Consider the following 15,506-nt stretch of genomic DNA (forward strand, 5'->3'; position numbering starts at 1 on the left):
CGCCTCGACTGTTGCTGCTTCCAGCCAAACGCGCGGCTTGCCAGATCGTTCTCGTTGGGGCGGCGGCGCTCGTTCTTAATGTGTGCCGCGGCGCGCCTTCTCCAAGGCTGGCATACGCCGAACGAGATAGATCAGCGCCACCCGCACCCTGCCCACTGCGGCCGCTTGCCTTTTGCCGCAGCCTCGCCCAAAACCCGCGGGCAGGGGTCGAGGTGCCCGTCCAGGCGCTTTCCTTCGGAGAATTTGAGCATGAGCAGCTTCGCCGAACTGCGGCGCGTGATGGTCGATTGCCAGTTGCGCACCTATGACGTGACCGATCGCGCCGTGCTCGCCGCGGCCGACGCGGTGCCGCGCGAGGCGTTCCTGCCCGGCGAATTGTCCCAGCTGGCTTATCTCGACCGCCAGGAGCCGCTGCCGGGCACCAGCCGGGCCCTGCCGGAGCCGATGGTGAGCGCGCGCATGATCCAGGTCCTGGATCTGCAGCCGGGCGAAGAGGTTCTCGAATATGGCGGCGGCTCCGGCTATGGTGCCGCGCTGATGGCGGCGATGGGGGCCAAGGCGACGCTGCTCGAGCCGGACGAGGCCGCATTGGCGCTGGCGCACGCCGCCTTCGCCCAGCCGGGCGTCCCGGCTGCCGAGCTGGTCGCGAGCCTGCCGGAGCACCGGCAGTTCGATGCCGTGCTGGTCAGCGGCGCCTGCGAGGTTCAACCCGAGCCGCTGTTCCGCCATGTCCGTCAGGGCGGACGCTTGATCGTGGTCGAGGGGCTCGGCCGTTCGGCGCGCGTCGTGCTCTATCGCAAGGTGGGCGAATCGATTTCGGGTCGACCGGTCTTCGATGCAGCGGCTCCCGCGCTGCGTGAATTCCGCAAGGTGGAGGTGTTCGCCCTGTGAGCGGAGCCGCCCCCGAGGCGGTTTTCCCCAGAAGGGGTAGTCCGTCGGTACTAATCGCCGGCGGGAGTGTCGCATTTTTGCGGCAGTGCAGAAATGAAAGACAGCCAGTTCCTCTCGCGACATTGGCGAGGCGAGCTGCAAAGCTTATGCTTTTAGACCGAGTGCCGAGGCTGGGGCGATGCCTGGGCGTGACTAGAGTCCGCACAAGAGGCGTCCAGTGATCATAACGCGACCGACTTTGAAGAAGACCGCGAGCCGTCTGGCGATCGCCGGCATGCTGGGGGCCCTGGTAGGCTCGCCAGCGCTGGCCCAGACGATGGACGCGGCGCTGGCGCGGGCCTATTCAGGCAATCCGACGCTGAACGCACAGCGCGCCGCGGTGCGCGCCACCAACGAGAACGTGCCGCAGGCGCTGTCGGGCTATCGTCCGCGCGTCACGGCCTCCGCCGATATCGGCGCCAGCATCACCGAGAGCGACTTTCCAGCCAACGCGCAGGGCGCAGGCAGTCCGCATAGCCGCAGCCTCGCGCGCCTCAACCCGCGTGGTGCCGGCGTCCAGGTCGATCAGAACATCTTCGACGGCGGCAAGACCCGCAGCTCCGTCAGCCAGGCCGAATCGCTGGTGCTCGGCGCTCGCGCGACCTTGCTGAACACCGAGCAGAACGTCCTGCTCGACGCCGCCACCTCCTATATGAACGTCCTGCGCGACACGGCGATCCTCAACCTCAATCGCAACAACGTCGAGGTGCTGGAGGAGCAGCTGCGCCAGACGAAGGATCGATTTCAGGTCGGCGAGGTGACTCGCACCGACGTCGCGCAGGCCGAGGCACGCCTCTCGCAGGCCCAATCGCAGGCGATCCTGGCCGAATCCAACCTGAAGACCTCGATCGCCCGCTTCCGCCAGAACGTCGGCATCGAGCCGAAGCAGCTCGCTCCCGGGCGGCCGGTCGAGAACCTGCTGCCGAAATCCCTGCCGGCGGCGCTCAACGCCGCGTTGACAGCGCACCCGGCCATCATTGCGGCGCTGCACGGCGTCGATGCGGCGGAGCTGCAGGTCAAGGTCACCGAGGCGGATCTCTATCCGGTGCTCGGTGTGCGCGGTACCGTCCAGCAGCGCTACGACAACCAGTTCTTCGGCGACAACCGCACCTCGGCCACTGCGGTCGCGACCCTGACGATCCCGCTCTACGAGGGCGGGCAAGTCTACTCGCGCACGCGGCAGGCCAAGGAGACGGCGGGTCAGCGTCGGATCGAGGTCGACACCTCGCGTGACAACGTGCGCGCGGCGGTGGTGTCCGCCTGGGGCGGGCACGAAGCCGCCAAAGCTCAGATCACGGCGGCGCAGGCCCAGGTCCAGGCCGCCGAGACGGCGCTGGCCGGTGTCCGCGAAGAGGCCAAGGTCGGCCAGCGCACCACCCTCGACGTGCTCAATGCCCAGCAGGAACTGGTGATCGCCCGTTCGACGCTGGTGACGGCGCAGCGCGACCGCGTCGTCGCGTCCTATGCCGTGCTGTCGGCGACGGGGCGGCTTTCGTCCGATACGCTGAAGCTCAAGGCCGAGCGCTACGACGCCCGCAAGCACTACGATCAGGTCAAGGGCCTGCTCTGGGGCACGCAGACGCCGGACGGGCGCTGAACAGGCACTCTGGCCGGCGCGTAGACGCAGCAGCGCAACACTCGGGATTTCTCCTGTGGGCGGCCGCAAGGCCGCCTTGCCTGCTGGTTTCCCGGTGAAATACTCATGACTGGGGCGCGCTGATTCCATGGGCGCTCCTTGAGTCGAGTGACCGGAATCAGCATGAGCGCGCAGCCCAAGGCCAGCGAACCCTCGATGGAGGAGATTCTCGCCTCCATCCGGCGGATCATCGCCGATGACGAGAAGCCTGCTGCCCCGGAGCCGGAGCCTGCACCGGAACCGGTCGCGCTCGCCCCGCAGCCCGAACCGGAACCCGAGCCAGAGCCGATCGAAGACGATGTGCTCGATCTCGGCGCCGAGGCCGAGCGCATCGAGGAGGAGCCGGCTGCGCCCGTCGAGGCATCGGCTGATGATGTCGACTTCGTCGAGCCGCAAGCTGCGGTGCAACCCGAGCCTGCGCCCGAAGCGCCGCAGCCTGTAGCCTTCGTGCCGCCTCCGGTTCAGCCGCAAGCTGCGCCGATGGACATGGCGGCGCTGATTTCCGACCAGGCCGGTGCCGCGGTGCACAGCGCTTTCGGTGCGCTCGCCAACACCGTGCTCAGCAACAATGCGCGCACGCTCGAAGACCTGGTCAAGGACATGCTGAAGCCGATGCTCAAGACCTGGCTCGACGACAACCTCCCGACCATGGTCGAGCGGCTGGTGCGGGCGGAGATCGAGCGCGTCGCCCGCGGCGGGCGACGCTGAGGTCCTAGCGGCGGCGCTGCCGGCGTTGAGGCCGGGGCGGACCGAAAGCCCCGCCTTCGTTCAGGCTCTGGATCGCATAACCGGCGAGCGCCATCAGTGCGGTCTGCGGCCCGAGCCGCGAGACCAGAAGCTGCATGCCGAGCGACAAGGGCCGGGGATAGCGGCCGGAGGCCGCTTCCGAGGCGACCCAGGCGCCGACGAGGTGGACGAGAAGCCTCATCGTCTCTCTCCCGGTTTCAGAGCAGGACCTTGCGGTTACTGCCGAGCTCCGGCCGCGAACCGGTGACCGCCGCGGCCGCCATCTTGACCGTGGTCACGATCTTGCCGGGGCTGTCCCAGAATTCAGCCAACGTCGGTCGCACCTTGAGGATGCGGATGTTCGGATCGTCCTTGCTCTCCCAGAAGGCACGGGCGGCTGGCGACCAGAGCTCGGCAACCCGCTGGCGATCGTCGAGCAGGTTGGCCGTGCCGGTGACCGAGACATATTTGTACGAGCCGTTGTCGGCGAAGCAGAGACAGACGTTCTCGTTGATCTCGATCTCGTCGTCCTTGTGATTGCGCAGATCGGTCAGGAAGTAGATCGCATCCTCGTCGCGACGGGGATGGGCACTCATCGGGCGGGCGCGCAGCCGGTCGCCGTTGCCGTCATGGCTGACGAGCATGCACAGGCCGATCTCCTCGATCAGCTCCCAGGTCCTGTCCTGGTCGGTCTTGTGGGTCATCGCTCGGCTCCTTTGTGATCCTCACCCAACCGTCGAAGCGTGGCCGAGGTTCCGTTTCCGGTGGTCGCCGGATCGCCGGACTTGCTGCTATAGATCGCCCTCCATCAGGCGCGAGGTGTCCCATGGCCAAGCTCAAGTCCCGCAACGACCTGAAATCCAACGTCAAGACGGCAATGATCGAACTGCTCAACGCCCGACTTGCCGACGGCATCGATCTCGCGCTCGTCACCAAGCAGGCGCACTGGAACCTGAAGGGCCCCGGCTTCATCGCCATCCATGAGATGCTCGACGGCTTCCGCGGCGAGCTCGACACCCATGTCGACACGGTGGCCGAGCGGGTGGCGCAGCTCGGCGGCATTGCGCTCGGCACGGTGCAGATCGTTGCCGGTGCGAGCAAGCTCAAATCCTATCCGACCGACATCGTCTCAGTGAAGGACCATCTCGCCGAACTGATCGAGCGTTATGCCGAGGCCGCAAAATCGGTCCGGGCGGCGATCGACTCCGCCGACGAGGCCGGTGACGCCGACACGGCCGACATCTTCACCGGCTATTCGCGGGCGCTCGACAAGGCGCTGTGGTTCCTCGAATCCAGCGCGGCTTGAGTTCTACTGGCGCGTGCCGGTATTCCCTTCCCCCCGCTTGCGGTGGGGAAGGGTTAGGGATGGGGGGCCGGAAAGCAGGGCTCGGGACTTCTTCCAGCTTAATGCCAAGCGGCGCTGCCCCCACCCAACCCTCCCCACCGCAAGCGGGGGGAGGGCTCGAGTGCTACGGCGTTGCATGGTCGTCGATCATCGAAGCCGTTGACGGGACGCCCGCGCATGCGCTCTTAAGGCCGCAGACCTTTTGGCTTTCGTTTTCGCGGCCGGGGCAGGTTCCCCGGCCGTTTGGCGTTCGAGCAGAGCGATGATGGACAAGACATTCGAGCCGGCGGCCGTCGAGGCGCGCATCAACAAGGCCTGGGAGGAGGCGGATGCCTTCAAGGCGGGGCGCGGCGCCGCGCCCGGCGCCGAGCCTTATTGCATCGTAATCCCGCCGCCGAACGTCACCGGCTCGCTCCACATGGGCCATGCGCTCAACAACACGCTGCAGGACCTGCTCTGCCGCTTCGAACGCCTGCGCGGCAAGGACGTGCTCTGGCAGCCCGGCACCGACCATGCCGGCATCGCGACGCAGATGGTGGTCGAGCGCAAGCTCGCGGCCGAGAACAAGACCGATCGCCGGACGATGGGCCGCGAGGCTTTCCTGGCCGAGGTCTGGAAGTGGAAGGACGAGTCCGGCGGGACGATCGTCAACCAGCTCAAGCGCCTCGGCGCCTCCTGCGACTGGTCGCGGGAGCGCTTCACCATGGACGAGGGTCTGAGCGCCGCGGTGCTCAAGGTCTTCGTCGCCCTGCACCGGCAGGGGCTGATCTACCGCGCCAAGCGTCTGGTGAACTGGGATCCGAAGTTCCAGACCGCGATCTCGGACATCGAGGTGCTCCAGCTCGAGAAGACCGGCTCGTTCAAATGGCAGCGCGGCGGCGAGGAGGCGTTCGACGCCAACAAGCTGGAGAAGGCGCTGGCCAAGGATCCGAACGGCCATCTCTACTATTTCGATTATCCGGTCGAGGGCGCTGTCTACGATCCGGAGAATCCTGCGACCTACATTTCCGTCGCGACGACCCGGCCGGAGACGATGCTGGGCGACACCGGCGTCGCGGTGCATCCCGAGAACGACACGCTCAAGGGACTGATCGGCAGGAACGCCGTTCTGCCGCTGGTCGGCCGCGTCATCCCGATCTTCGGCGACGACTATGCCGATCCGGAGAAGGGCACCGGCGCGGTCAAGATCACGCCTGCGCACGACTTCAACGATTTCGACGTCGGCAAGCGCAATTCGCTGAGAGTCGTCAACGTCCTGGACGGCGAAGCTCGCATCCTGATTCAGGACAATGCCGACTTCCTGGAAGGCGCTGCGCCCGAGCGCGAGACGCTCGCGCTCGACGGGCTAGATCGTTTCGCGGCGCGCAAGGCGGTGGTCGGGCTGATGGCGGCGCGCGGTCTCCTGCGCAAGGTCGAGCCGAACACCCACACCGTCCCGCATGGCGACCGCTCGGACGTCGTGATCGAGCCCTGGCTGACCGACCAGTGGTATGTCGACGTGCAGCCGCTGGCGCAGCGCGCGCTCGCGGCGGTCAAGGACGGCAAGACCAGGATCACGCCGGAAAGCTGGACCAAGACCTATAATGACTGGCTCGAGAACATCGAGCCCTGGTGCGTCTCGCGCCAGCTCTGGTGGGGGCACCAGATCCCGGCCTGGTACGGGCCTGACGGCGAATGCTTCGTCGCCGAGTCGGAAGCGGGTGCGCAGGCTCTGGCACTTGCCCATTATGGCGGGCCCGTCGAGCTCAAGCGCGACGACGACGTGCTCGACACCTGGTTCTCGTCCGCCCTGTGGCCGTTCTCAACGCTGGGCTGGCCGGAGGAGACGGCCGAGCTCAAGCGCTACTACCCGACCGCGACGCTGGTCACCGGCTTCGACATCATCTTCTTCTGGGTCGCCCGGATGATGATGATGGGCCTCAACTTCATGGACGAGGTGCCGTTCCGCGACGTCTATCTCCACGCGATGGTTCGCGACGAGAAGGGCGCGAAGATGTCGAAGTCGAAAGGCAACGTCATCGATCCGCTCGTGCTCATCGACACCTATGGCGCGGACGCGCTGCGCTTCACCTTCGCGGCGATGGCGGCGCAGGGGCGCGACATCAAGCTCGCGACCTCGCGCGTCGAAGGCTACCGCAACTTCGCGACCAAGATCTGGAACGCGGCCCGCTTCGCCGAGATCAATGGCTGCCTGCGAGCCGAGGGCTTCGACCCGGCTGCGGTGAAACTGCCGCTCAACCGCTGGATTCTAAGCGAGGCGGCGCGCACGGCCGAGACGGTCGCCGCCGGTATCGAGAGCTTCAAGTTCAACGAGGCGGCGGACGGCGCCTATCGCTTCGTCTGGGGCCAGTTCTGCGACTGGTACCTCGAACTGTCGAAGCCGGTGCTGCAGGCCGAGGAACTGGACGCGGCCGGTACCGCGGCGCGCGCGGAGACGCAGGCAACGGTGGCGCATGTCATCGACCTGATCTGCCAGCTGCTGCACCCGTTCATGCCGTTCCTGACCGAGGAGCTCTGGGCGCAGAAGGCCAATGCCGGCGCGGCCCGCATTGTGCCGGCCGGGGAGGCGGGGCTCGTCTGCCTGACGCGCTGGCCCGAGCTTTCGGCGCTCGTCGACGAGGCGGCCGAGGCCGAGATCGGCTTCGTCGTCGATCTCATCTCCGACATCCGCTCGATCCGCTCGGAGACCAATGTGCCGGGCGGGACGCAGGTGCCGCTGGTGCTGGTCAAGGCGAGCGTGTCGACGAAGGCCGCAGTCGAGGCCTGGGCGCCGATGATCGAGCGGCTGGCGCGGCTCTCCGCGATCGAGTTCGCAGAGCAGGCGCCGGCTCAGTCGGCGCAGATCATCGTGCGCGGCGAGGTGGCGGCGCTGCCGCTCGCCGGCATCATCGATCTCGATGCCGAGCGGGCGCGCCTCGCCAAGGAGCTCGGCAAGCTCGACCAGGACATCGCCGCGGTCGAGCGCAAGCTCGGCAATCCCGATTTCATGGCGCGCGCGCCGGAGGAGATCGTCGAGGAGAACCGCGAGCGCAAGGCGGCCGCCGAGGCCCGCAAGCTCAAGATCGCGGAGGCGCTGGAGCGGCTGTCGTGAGGTGCTGCACGGGCGTTCTCGTCATTGCGAGCGAAGCGAAGCAATCCAGAAGAGGAAGAGCTCTACGTCTTCCTGGATTGCTTCGTCGCTGCGCTCCTCGCAATGACGATGGAGGCTCCCGCAATCTCGTCACGAAAGCGTCGCGCTGTTGACGCCCATCTGCGCAATTGACTCTAGCCCAAGAGATAACTGGCCTGACTGCGCCAGATAGATTAATGCATGGGACGCAGGGCAGCCCTGCAACCGGCGCGAGAACCCAGGAACGGTTTCCCCTTCATGCTCAAGCGTGCTTACGACTGGTGCGTTTCCTATGCGTCGCATCCCGGAGCCCCCTGGCTGCTCTTCGCCATCACCTTCGTCGAAAGCTCCGTCAGTCCGCTGCCGCCGATCCCGCTGCTGATCCCGATGTGCATCGCCAGGCCCGACCGGGCCTGGTTCTATGCCGGCGTCTGCTCGCTCGGCGCCGTCACCGGCGGCTATCTCGGCTACGCGATCGGCGCGCTGCTCTATGAATCGGTCGGCGCCTGGCTGATCGGCATCTACGGCCTGCAGGAGAAAGCGGCGCACCTGATCCACACCTCGCAGGACTACTGGTTCTGGGTGCTGCTGACCAAGGGACTGACCCCGATTCCGTTCAAGATCGTCACGATCATGTCCGGCTTCCTGCATTTCGACATCTGGAAGTTCACGCTCGGCATGGTGATCTCGCGCGTCACCTTCTTCACGATGATCGCGGTGGCGCTGCGCTATTACGGCGACGACATCCGCATCTTCATCGAGAAGCATTTGCCGATGACGGCGCTGGCGCTGGCTGTGGTCGTCATCGGTGGCTTCTTCGTGCTGCCCATGGTGCTCTGAGAATCCCCTGAGTCCTCATCCTGAGGAGCGATCTGAAGGATCGCGTCTCGAAGGATGCTCCAGATGGTTCAGGAGCATCCTGGAGCATCCTTCGAGACGCCGCTGCGCGGCTCCTCAGGATGAGGGCTGTGAGTTTTCGAGCTGGTTCTGAGAGGGCGAAAAGCCCTCAGACCTCCGCAAACTGCTGACGGACCGGCTGCTCGCTGCCTGACCTTCAGGCGGCGCTGCTCTATGGTCTCCCGAACGATGCAGCGGCGGAGGGTTCGATGCGATCGCCCCAACGATCCAGTGGTGGCAGATGAGCGGCCGCCGTCCCGATCTCGCCGAACTCGATTTCGGTAATTTCGCCCGGCAGTTCGACCGCTGTCTGCGCCAGGACCGCGTCATCGCCTTCTCGCAATGGCGGGACATCGTCGCGGCGGTTCCGCCCGGCTTGCAGGATTTCTTCTGGCGCGTCGTCGAGGTGAATCTCAGCCCAGCCGGCGAGACGCGGCTGCGTGCCTTGCGGGAATGGCGCGCCTTCTACGGCGAAATCCTCGATGCCCGCTTCCGTCGTCCCTCGGCCGACCGGCCGCAATTCCGCACGACGAAGCAGGCCTTCGATTCCTATTCGGCGATCTTCTGGCGCTTCGGTTCGACCGATGCGCGCTTCGACCTTCGATTTGGCCGCCTCGTTCTGCTCGCATTGCGCAAGGAAAGCAGCACGATCGCCAACCACGGCAAGGGCTCCTATGACGACCTCGTCGTGGTGATGCGCCGGACCGGGCGCTTCCGCGAACTTGCGAGCTTCCCGATCTGCACCGAGCCGGGCGCGCAATATTCGCAGCGCGCCGGCAGCGGCGACAAGCGCTACAAGGGCGTCGGCTTCAAGAAGGCCGACGGCGTCGACATCAACAAGGACGGCATCAAGGATGCCGGCCGCCTGACCGAGGGCACCTATCAGTATTTCGAGAAGCAGGGCGGCTTCCTCGGCGACCGCGCCTTCCAGGTTAAGACCACGCAGATCGCCGAGCGCGACACCGATGGCGACGGCCGCTTCACCGAAGACGACAAGAGCCGGATCGACCCGAAAGGGGCGGGGACCAGCATGTACATCCACCGCGGCGGGGCGGACACTGTGCTCGAGCCCAATACCTGGTCGGCCGGCTGCCAGACCGTTCCGAAGAACCGCTACCCTGTCTTCCTCAAGGCGGTCGGCAAGCCGAACGCCTTCTACTACGTGCTGGTCAATGCCGCGTCCTGAAGCCCTACTGTGTTTTTTGATCGGTTCAGGCCGTCATTGCGAGCGTCAGCGAAGCAATCCAGGAAGACGTAGAGTTCTGCCGCCCCTGGATTGCTTCGTCGCTGACGCTCTTCGCAATGACGGATTCGGTGATCGCAGCTGGTGGAAAAGCGCTTTTGCCACCAGCCTTGTGGCAGCCTTGCTGCTCGCTGCCCCGACGGCATATGCGCAATCGGAAGGCGTGGCGCCGGCGCCGGCCGGGCAGGTCGCCTGCTCCTTCGGCGCCTTCGTCAGCGAGACCGATCCGGAGGGGCTCAACGTCCGTGCCGGGCCGGGTACCGGCAACAAGGTGGTCGGGACGCTGCCGCCGGTGAAGCTCAGCAGCGACGATCCGCCAGTGCGCGCCATGGTCGAGGTCGAGGTCAGCGCCGGCGCCAATGGCTGGTTCCGCATCGCCAAGGCCCGCGACAACGAGGCGCTGACGGATGCCGCGCCGCGGCCGATGTTCAAGGGCTCGGGCTGGGTGAGCGGGCGCAAGCTGACCGTGAAATCGCAAGCCAATGCCGGTCGTCAGCGACCCGATGCGAAGGCGCCGGCGGTGCTGGCGGGATCGGATGGGAGCGGCTTCGACGGTGATGCCTTCGTCCAGAACGGCCGCCTCATCGGCTGCAGCGGCAAATGGGTGCTGGTCGAATACGGCCCGTTTCCGGAGGGCAGCGAGGCCCTCTCCGGCGTCGAGGTCAAGCCGGCCGCCAAGGCTGGAGCCGAGGCCGGCCGTGTCCGCGCCTGGGTCGACCGCATTTGCGCGACGCAGGAGACCAGCTGCGACGGCGGCTGAGGGGCACGGGGAACCCCTCCCCCTTGTGGGGAGGGGCAGGGGTGGGGGTCGCAAAGCCGGAGAGATCGGTAGAACTTCGCAGCACCACCGCTGCTGCCATTCCTGTTTCCTGCCGGCGATCGCCAGGCGGCACCACCCCCATCCCCAACCCTTCCCCACAAGGGGGAAGGGAGGAGCCCAAGCGACCTCATTTGTAAGGACCGCAAAGAAAAGGCACATCGCTCAGGTCTGAAATGCCTAGCGCCTCCGGAACACCACGCTGAGATTGTTGGCCGGCATCGCCGTCACTTCCGGCTCTCCGAAACCCGCGTCCCGGGCCAATTCGGCGACGGCATCGAGCTCGCGCAGGCCCCATTTCGGGTTGCGCCGGCGCAGGCTGTCGTCGAAGACGGCATTGCTCGGCGCCAGCGGCACGTCGCTCTGGCGATAGGGGCCGTAGAGATAGAGCGGCCCGCCAGTCGGCAGCAGCTCCGCTGCGTGCCGGATCAGCCCCTCCGCCGCCGCCCAGGGCGAGATGTGGATCATGTTGATGCACAGGATCGCGTCGGCCCCTGTGACGGGCCAGCGCGGCGCGCTTGCATCGAGGCGAATGGCCGCGAGCAGATTGGGCAGGGCGCCTTCGCCCGCCCAGGCGTCGATGCTGGCGAGAGCCGCCGGATCCGGATCGCTCGGCTGAAAAACCAGGTCCGGAAAGGCGGCGGCGAAGTGGACGGCGTGCTCGCCGGAGCCGCTAGCGACCTCGAGAACGAGGCCCTGCGCCGGCAGAACCTCGCGCAGCACCGCGAGGATCGGCTCGCGGTTGCGCTGCGTCGCCGGAGCGAGCTGGCGGGGATCGCGGTGATGGAGATCGTCCTGGGGCATCGTCTTCTCCCATCGCGTTCGGCCGTCAATGCGTTATAAGCGGCTCAGAAGCAGACCGATACAGAGTGCGGCCCTGCAGTTCCCGAGCCGGTTTTGTTAACCGAGATATTGATCGTCGTCGTCCTCACCGTCATCAACGGTGTGCTCGCCATGTCGGAACTCGCGGTCGTTTCGTCCCGGCCGGCACGGCTCAAAGTCCTCAGCGATCAAGGCAGCAGAGGGGCCGCGAAGGCGATCAAGCTCGCCGAGAATCCGGGTCGCTTCCTCTCGACCGTACAGATCGGCATCACGCTGGTCGGCGTGCTCTCCGGCGCCTTCTCGGGCGCGACGCTCGGCGCGCGCCTGTCGGAATGGCTCGGCACGCACGGGTTATCGAATACCGCTGCCGACGCGCTCGGCGTCGGTACCGTCGTCGTCCTCATCACTTATCTCTCGCTGATCATCGGCGAACTGGTGCCCAAGCAGATCGCGTTGCGCGACCCCGAGCGCGTTGCAGCGAAGGTTGCGCCGGCGATGGCGTTCCTCGCCAGGATCGGCTCGCCGCTGGTCTGGCTGCTCGACGTTTCGGGCAAGCTCGTGCTGGCGCTACTCGGCCAGAAAGGCGAGCCGGAGGAGACGGTCACCGAGGAAGAGGTCCGCACCATCATCGCCGAAGCCGAGAACGCCGGCGTGCTGGAGCGCGACGAGCGCGAGATGATCTCGGGCGTGATGCGTTTCGCCGACCGCTCGGCCCGGGCTCTGATGACGCCGCGGCGCGAGGTCGAGGTCATCGACCTCGCCGACTCGACTGACGAGATCAAGGCTCAGGTCCGCGCCACCAAGCGCTCGCGCCTGCCGGTGCAGGATGGCGAGGCTGATGCCATCATCGGCGTGGTCACCGTCAAGGCCATGTTCGACGCACTCTCGGACGGCGATGGCCGCGACCTGCGCAGCCTCGTGCATGAGGCGCCGGTGGTGCTCGACACCAGCAGCGCTCTCGACGTGCTGCGCGCCATCCGCGCTTCCAACGTCCATCTCGCGCTGGTCTTCGACGAGTACGGCCATTTCGAGGGTATCATCACCTCGAGCGACGTGCTCGAGGCGATCACCGGCGTGTTCCAGGACGAGGGCGAAGAGGAGCCGGCGATCGTCACGCGCGCCGACGGTTCTTTCCTGGTCGCCGGATGGATGCAGGTCGACGAGTTCTCGCATGAGCTCGGCATCCATGTGCCGCGCGATGCCGATTACCAGACCGTCGCCGGCTTCGTGCTGGCCGAGATGAACCGGCTGCCCAATGTCGGCGAGAGCTTCGAGAAGGGCCATTGGCGCTTCGAGGTGGTCGACCTCGACGGCAGGCGGATCGACAAGCTGCTGGTCAGCCGGGTGGATTGAGGGAAGGGCCGCACGCGAATGAAGGGCGCGGGGAACCCTTCTCCCGTGTAGGAGAAGGGCAGGGATGAGGGCCTGCCCTATCCAAAGAGGGCGCAACGGCGCCGTATCGCCCTAGCAATTAGCGGCGGTCCCTCACCCCTACCCCTCTCCCATCCGGGAGAGGGGTTCCCCGAGCTTGCCCCGCCCGTTGCCACTTGCTGAAAATCTTTCTCGAGCTTTTCGGCGCAGGCGGCAAAATCAACCTGGCAGCCGTGCCACAAGGGCGAGCATGACGGCGATGGCGGTTGACGCCGCTCAGGGCAAATGATGTAAGCTTCCCGCAGGGGCCATTCGCGACCGCCCCGTGAGGCGTCAGCCCAAGGATCGCGTCCACTTTCCTTAGCTCAAGGATGGACGCTCATGTCTTCCAATATCCAGATCACATCTGCGCAATTGTCGCGGCTCGTCGGTCTGCCCGATGCGCCGGTTCTGATCGATGTCCGTATCGACGAGGATATCGCCGCCGATTCGCGCCTGCTGCCGGCGAGCGAGCGCCGCAGCCATCGCGACGTCGCCGCCTGGGCCGGCGCCTATGCCGGCCGCAAGGTCGTCGTCATCTGCCAGAGAGGGCAGAAACTCAGCGAGGGCGTCGCCGCCTGGCTGCGGCATGAGGGTGTCGAGGCGGAAAACCTCACCGGCGGCTTCGAGGCCTGGCGCGAGGCGGGCGGGCTCCTGGTCGAGACGGGCAAGCTGCCAAAGCGCGACCCCGCCGGGCGCACGCTCTGGGTGACGCGGGCGCGGCCCAAGGTCGACCGCATCGCCTGTCCTTGGCTGATTCGCCGCTTCGTCGATCGTCACGCGGTCTTTCTCTTCGTCTCGGCTTCGGAGGTTCCGGACGTCGCGGACCGCTTCGGGGTGACGCCGTTCGACATTGACGGCGTGTTCTGGAGCCATCGCGGCGAGCGCTGCAGCTTCGACATCATGATCGAGGAATTCGGGTTGTCCTCGCCAGCGCTCGACCAGCTCGCCACGATCGTCAGGGCGGCCGATACGGCGCGGCTCGATCTCGTGCCGGAGGCGGCCGGTTTCCTCGCCGCCTCGCTCGGCCTGTCACGGATGTATCGCGACGACCTGGCACAGCTCGACGCCGGCATGCTGCTCTACGACGCGTTCTACCGCTGGTGCCGGGATGCGACCGAGGAAACCCATAACTGGCCGTCCGTGCCGGTGAAGAACTGAGGACGGACGATGACGATCGTGACGAATGAAGGGGCGGCCATCGCCGCCCCCGCCACACCCTCCCTCGCCGAGGCGACGCGGGTCTGGCTGAAGATCGGCCTGCTCTCCTTCGGGGGGCCGGCCGGGCAGATCGCCCTGATGCACAAGGAGCTGGTCGACGAGCGCCGCTGGATCGGCGAGCGCCGGTTCCTGCATGCGCTCAACTACTGCATGCTGCTGCCGGGCCCGGAGGCGCAGCAGCTCGCCATCTATATCGGCTGGCTGATGCACCGGACCATCGGCGGGCTGATCGCCGGCCTGCTCTTCATCCTGCCCGGCGCGCTGGTGATGTGGGGCCTGAGCCTGCTTTACGTGCTCTACCGCCAGGTTCCACTGGTCGATGCGCTGTTCTTTGGCGTGAAAGCGGCGGTGCTCGCCGTCGTGATCGAGGCGGGCCTCAGGATCAGCAAGCGGGCGCTGAAGAATCGGGCGATGATCGCGATCGCGGTCGCTGCCTTCCTCGCGCTCTTCCTGCTCAAGGCGCCGTTCCCGCTCGTCATCATATGCGCGGGGCTGATCGGCTGGCTCGGCCATCGCTGGGCGCCGGCACTGTTCGGCGGCGGTGGCCATGCCGGCAAGGACGGCGCGCCGGAGTTCAAGGGCGTCGTCGACCTGATGTTCGAGCGCGGCGAGCTCACCCATGCCGAGCCCTCGGCGGGGAGGGCGCTCAAGGTGCTGGCGGTCTGGCTGCCGCTCTGGCTCGGACCCGTCGTGCTGCTCTGGGTGCTTCTCGGCAGCGGCAACGCCTTCACCCAGATCGGCGGCTTCTTCAGCGCCATGGCGGTCGTCACCTTCGGCGGCGCCTATGCCGTGCTGGCCTATGTCGCGCAGGCGGCGGTCGAGACCTATGGCTGGCTCGCCGCCGGCGAGATGGTCGATGGGCTCGGCCTTGCCGAGACGACGCCCGGGCCGTTGATCCTGGTGCTGCAATTCGTCGGCTTCCTCGCTGCCTGGCGCGGACATGGCGGGCTCGATCCGCTCGTCGCCGGCAGCCTTGGCGGGCTCTTGACCGTCTGGGTCACCTTCGCGCCCTGCTTCCTCTGGATCTTCCTTGGCGCGCCTTACATCGAGGCCCTACGTGGCAACAAGGCGCTCTCGGCGGCGCTGACGGCGATCACCGCCGCGGTCGTCGGAGTCATCGCCAATCTCGCACTCTGGTTCGGTCTGCATGTGCTGTTCGGCACAGTGCAGCCGGTGGTATTTGGGCCATTCGCGCCGGACCTGCCGGTGCTGGCTTCACTCGACTGGCGCGCGGCCGTACTCGCGGTAGCGGCGATGATCGCGCTGCTACGCTTCAAGTTCGGGATGATCCCGGTGCTGGCCGCCTGCGCTGCTGCGGGAGTCGTGCTGGTTCGGCTCACGGGAGGCTGA

At 66.6% G+C, this 15,506-nt stretch carries 14 protein-coding genes; 11 read left to right on the forward strand and 3 right to left on the reverse strand.

The window, feature by feature from the left end:
• The first annotated feature begins 249 nt into the window (after window positions 1-249).
• The 3 genes from ACSQ24_RS09365 to ACSQ24_RS09375 all read left to right on the forward strand — a co-directional run bounded on the left by ACSQ24_RS09365 (window position 250) and on the right by ACSQ24_RS09375 (window position 3,274).
• Window positions 250-891 carry a protein-L-isoaspartate O-methyltransferase family protein gene (locus ACSQ24_RS09365; protein ID WP_436094424.1) on the forward strand — a complete coding sequence of 214 codons (642 nt, stop codon included), beginning with the start codon at window positions 250-252 and terminating at the stop codon, window positions 889-891.
• 274 nt (window positions 892-1,165) lie between these two features.
• On the forward strand, window positions 1,166-2,527 hold the full coding sequence (locus tag ACSQ24_RS09370; protein ID WP_436097860.1) for a TolC family outer membrane protein: 1,362 nt from the start codon (window positions 1,166-1,168) through the stop codon (window positions 2,525-2,527).
• A 162-nt stretch (window positions 2,528-2,689) separates the two neighbouring features.
• Window positions 2,690-3,274, forward strand: a complete 585-nt coding sequence (locus tag ACSQ24_RS09375; protein ID WP_436094425.1) for a PopZ family protein — start codon at window positions 2,690-2,692, stop codon at window positions 3,272-3,274.
• A gap of 4 nt (window positions 3,275-3,278) precedes the next feature.
• Here ACSQ24_RS09375 and ACSQ24_RS09380 read toward each other — a convergent pair whose 3' ends face one another.
• The gene (locus tag ACSQ24_RS09380) at window positions 3,279-3,494 is read right to left on the reverse strand and encodes a hypothetical protein (RefSeq protein ID WP_436094426.1); all 216 of its coding nucleotides are present in this window, start codon (window positions 3,492-3,494) and stop codon (window positions 3,279-3,281) included.
• Window positions 3,495-3,510: 16 nt separating this feature from the next.
• Window positions 3,511-3,996, reverse strand: a complete 486-nt coding sequence (locus tag ACSQ24_RS09385; RefSeq protein ID WP_436094427.1) for a pyridoxamine 5'-phosphate oxidase family protein — start codon at window positions 3,994-3,996, stop codon at window positions 3,511-3,513.
• Between the two features lie 122 nt (window positions 3,997-4,118).
• Here ACSQ24_RS09385 and dps point away from each other — a divergent pair, with 122 nt between their 5' ends.
• From dps to ACSQ24_RS09410, 5 genes are all read left to right on the forward strand, one after another.
• A complete protein-coding gene (gene dps, locus ACSQ24_RS09390) occupies window positions 4,119-4,598 on the forward strand; it encodes a DNA starvation/stationary phase protection protein Dps (protein WP_436094428.1) in 480 nt (159 codons plus the stop codon).
• A 301-nt stretch (window positions 4,599-4,899) separates the two neighbouring features.
• The gene (locus ACSQ24_RS09395; protein ID WP_436094429.1) at window positions 4,900-7,728 is read left to right on the forward strand and encodes a valine--tRNA ligase; all 2,829 of its coding nucleotides are present in this window, start codon (window positions 4,900-4,902) and stop codon (window positions 7,726-7,728) included.
• 276 nt (window positions 7,729-8,004) lie between these two features.
• Window positions 8,005-8,586 (forward strand): YqaA family protein, encoded by a 582-nt coding sequence (locus ACSQ24_RS09400; RefSeq protein WP_436094430.1) that lies wholly within the window; start codon window positions 8,005-8,007, stop codon window positions 8,584-8,586.
• Between the two features lie 298 nt (window positions 8,587-8,884).
• Entirely contained in the window at window positions 8,885-9,829 is a 945-nt protein-coding gene (locus ACSQ24_RS09405) for a hypothetical protein (RefSeq protein WP_436094431.1), read from the forward strand.
• Between the two features lie 178 nt (window positions 9,830-10,007).
• The gene (locus ACSQ24_RS09410; RefSeq protein ID WP_436094432.1) at window positions 10,008-10,646 is read left to right on the forward strand and encodes an SH3 domain-containing protein; all 639 of its coding nucleotides are present in this window, start codon (window positions 10,008-10,010) and stop codon (window positions 10,644-10,646) included.
• A gap of 237 nt (window positions 10,647-10,883) precedes the next feature.
• On the opposite strand, the gene ACSQ24_RS09415 is transcribed toward ACSQ24_RS09410, so the two are convergent.
• On the reverse strand, window positions 10,884-11,507 hold the full coding sequence (locus ACSQ24_RS09415; protein WP_436094433.1) for a DUF938 domain-containing protein: 624 nt from the start codon (window positions 11,505-11,507) through the stop codon (window positions 10,884-10,886).
• A 93-nt stretch (window positions 11,508-11,600) separates the two neighbouring features.
• On the opposite strand from ACSQ24_RS09415, the gene ACSQ24_RS09420 reads away from it, so the two are divergent.
• From ACSQ24_RS09420 to chrA, 3 genes are all read left to right on the forward strand, one after another.
• Window positions 11,601-12,878, forward strand: coding sequence for a hemolysin family protein (locus ACSQ24_RS09420; RefSeq protein WP_436094434.1), 1,278 nt, complete (start codon window positions 11,601-11,603; stop codon window positions 12,876-12,878).
• Between the two features lie 399 nt (window positions 12,879-13,277).
• The gene (locus tag ACSQ24_RS09425) at window positions 13,278-14,096 is read left to right on the forward strand and encodes a chromate resistance protein ChrB domain-containing protein (protein ID WP_436094435.1); all 819 of its coding nucleotides are present in this window, start codon (window positions 13,278-13,280) and stop codon (window positions 14,094-14,096) included.
• 9 nt (window positions 14,097-14,105) lie between these two features.
• A complete protein-coding gene (gene chrA / locus ACSQ24_RS09430; protein WP_436094436.1) occupies window positions 14,106-15,506 on the forward strand; it encodes a chromate efflux transporter in 1,401 nt (466 codons plus the stop codon).

Origin of the sequence: Allobosea sp. LjRoot237 (assembly GCF_964253285.1) — a bacterium.
Taxonomy (GTDB): domain Bacteria; phylum Pseudomonadota; class Alphaproteobacteria; order Rhizobiales; family Beijerinckiaceae; genus Allobosea.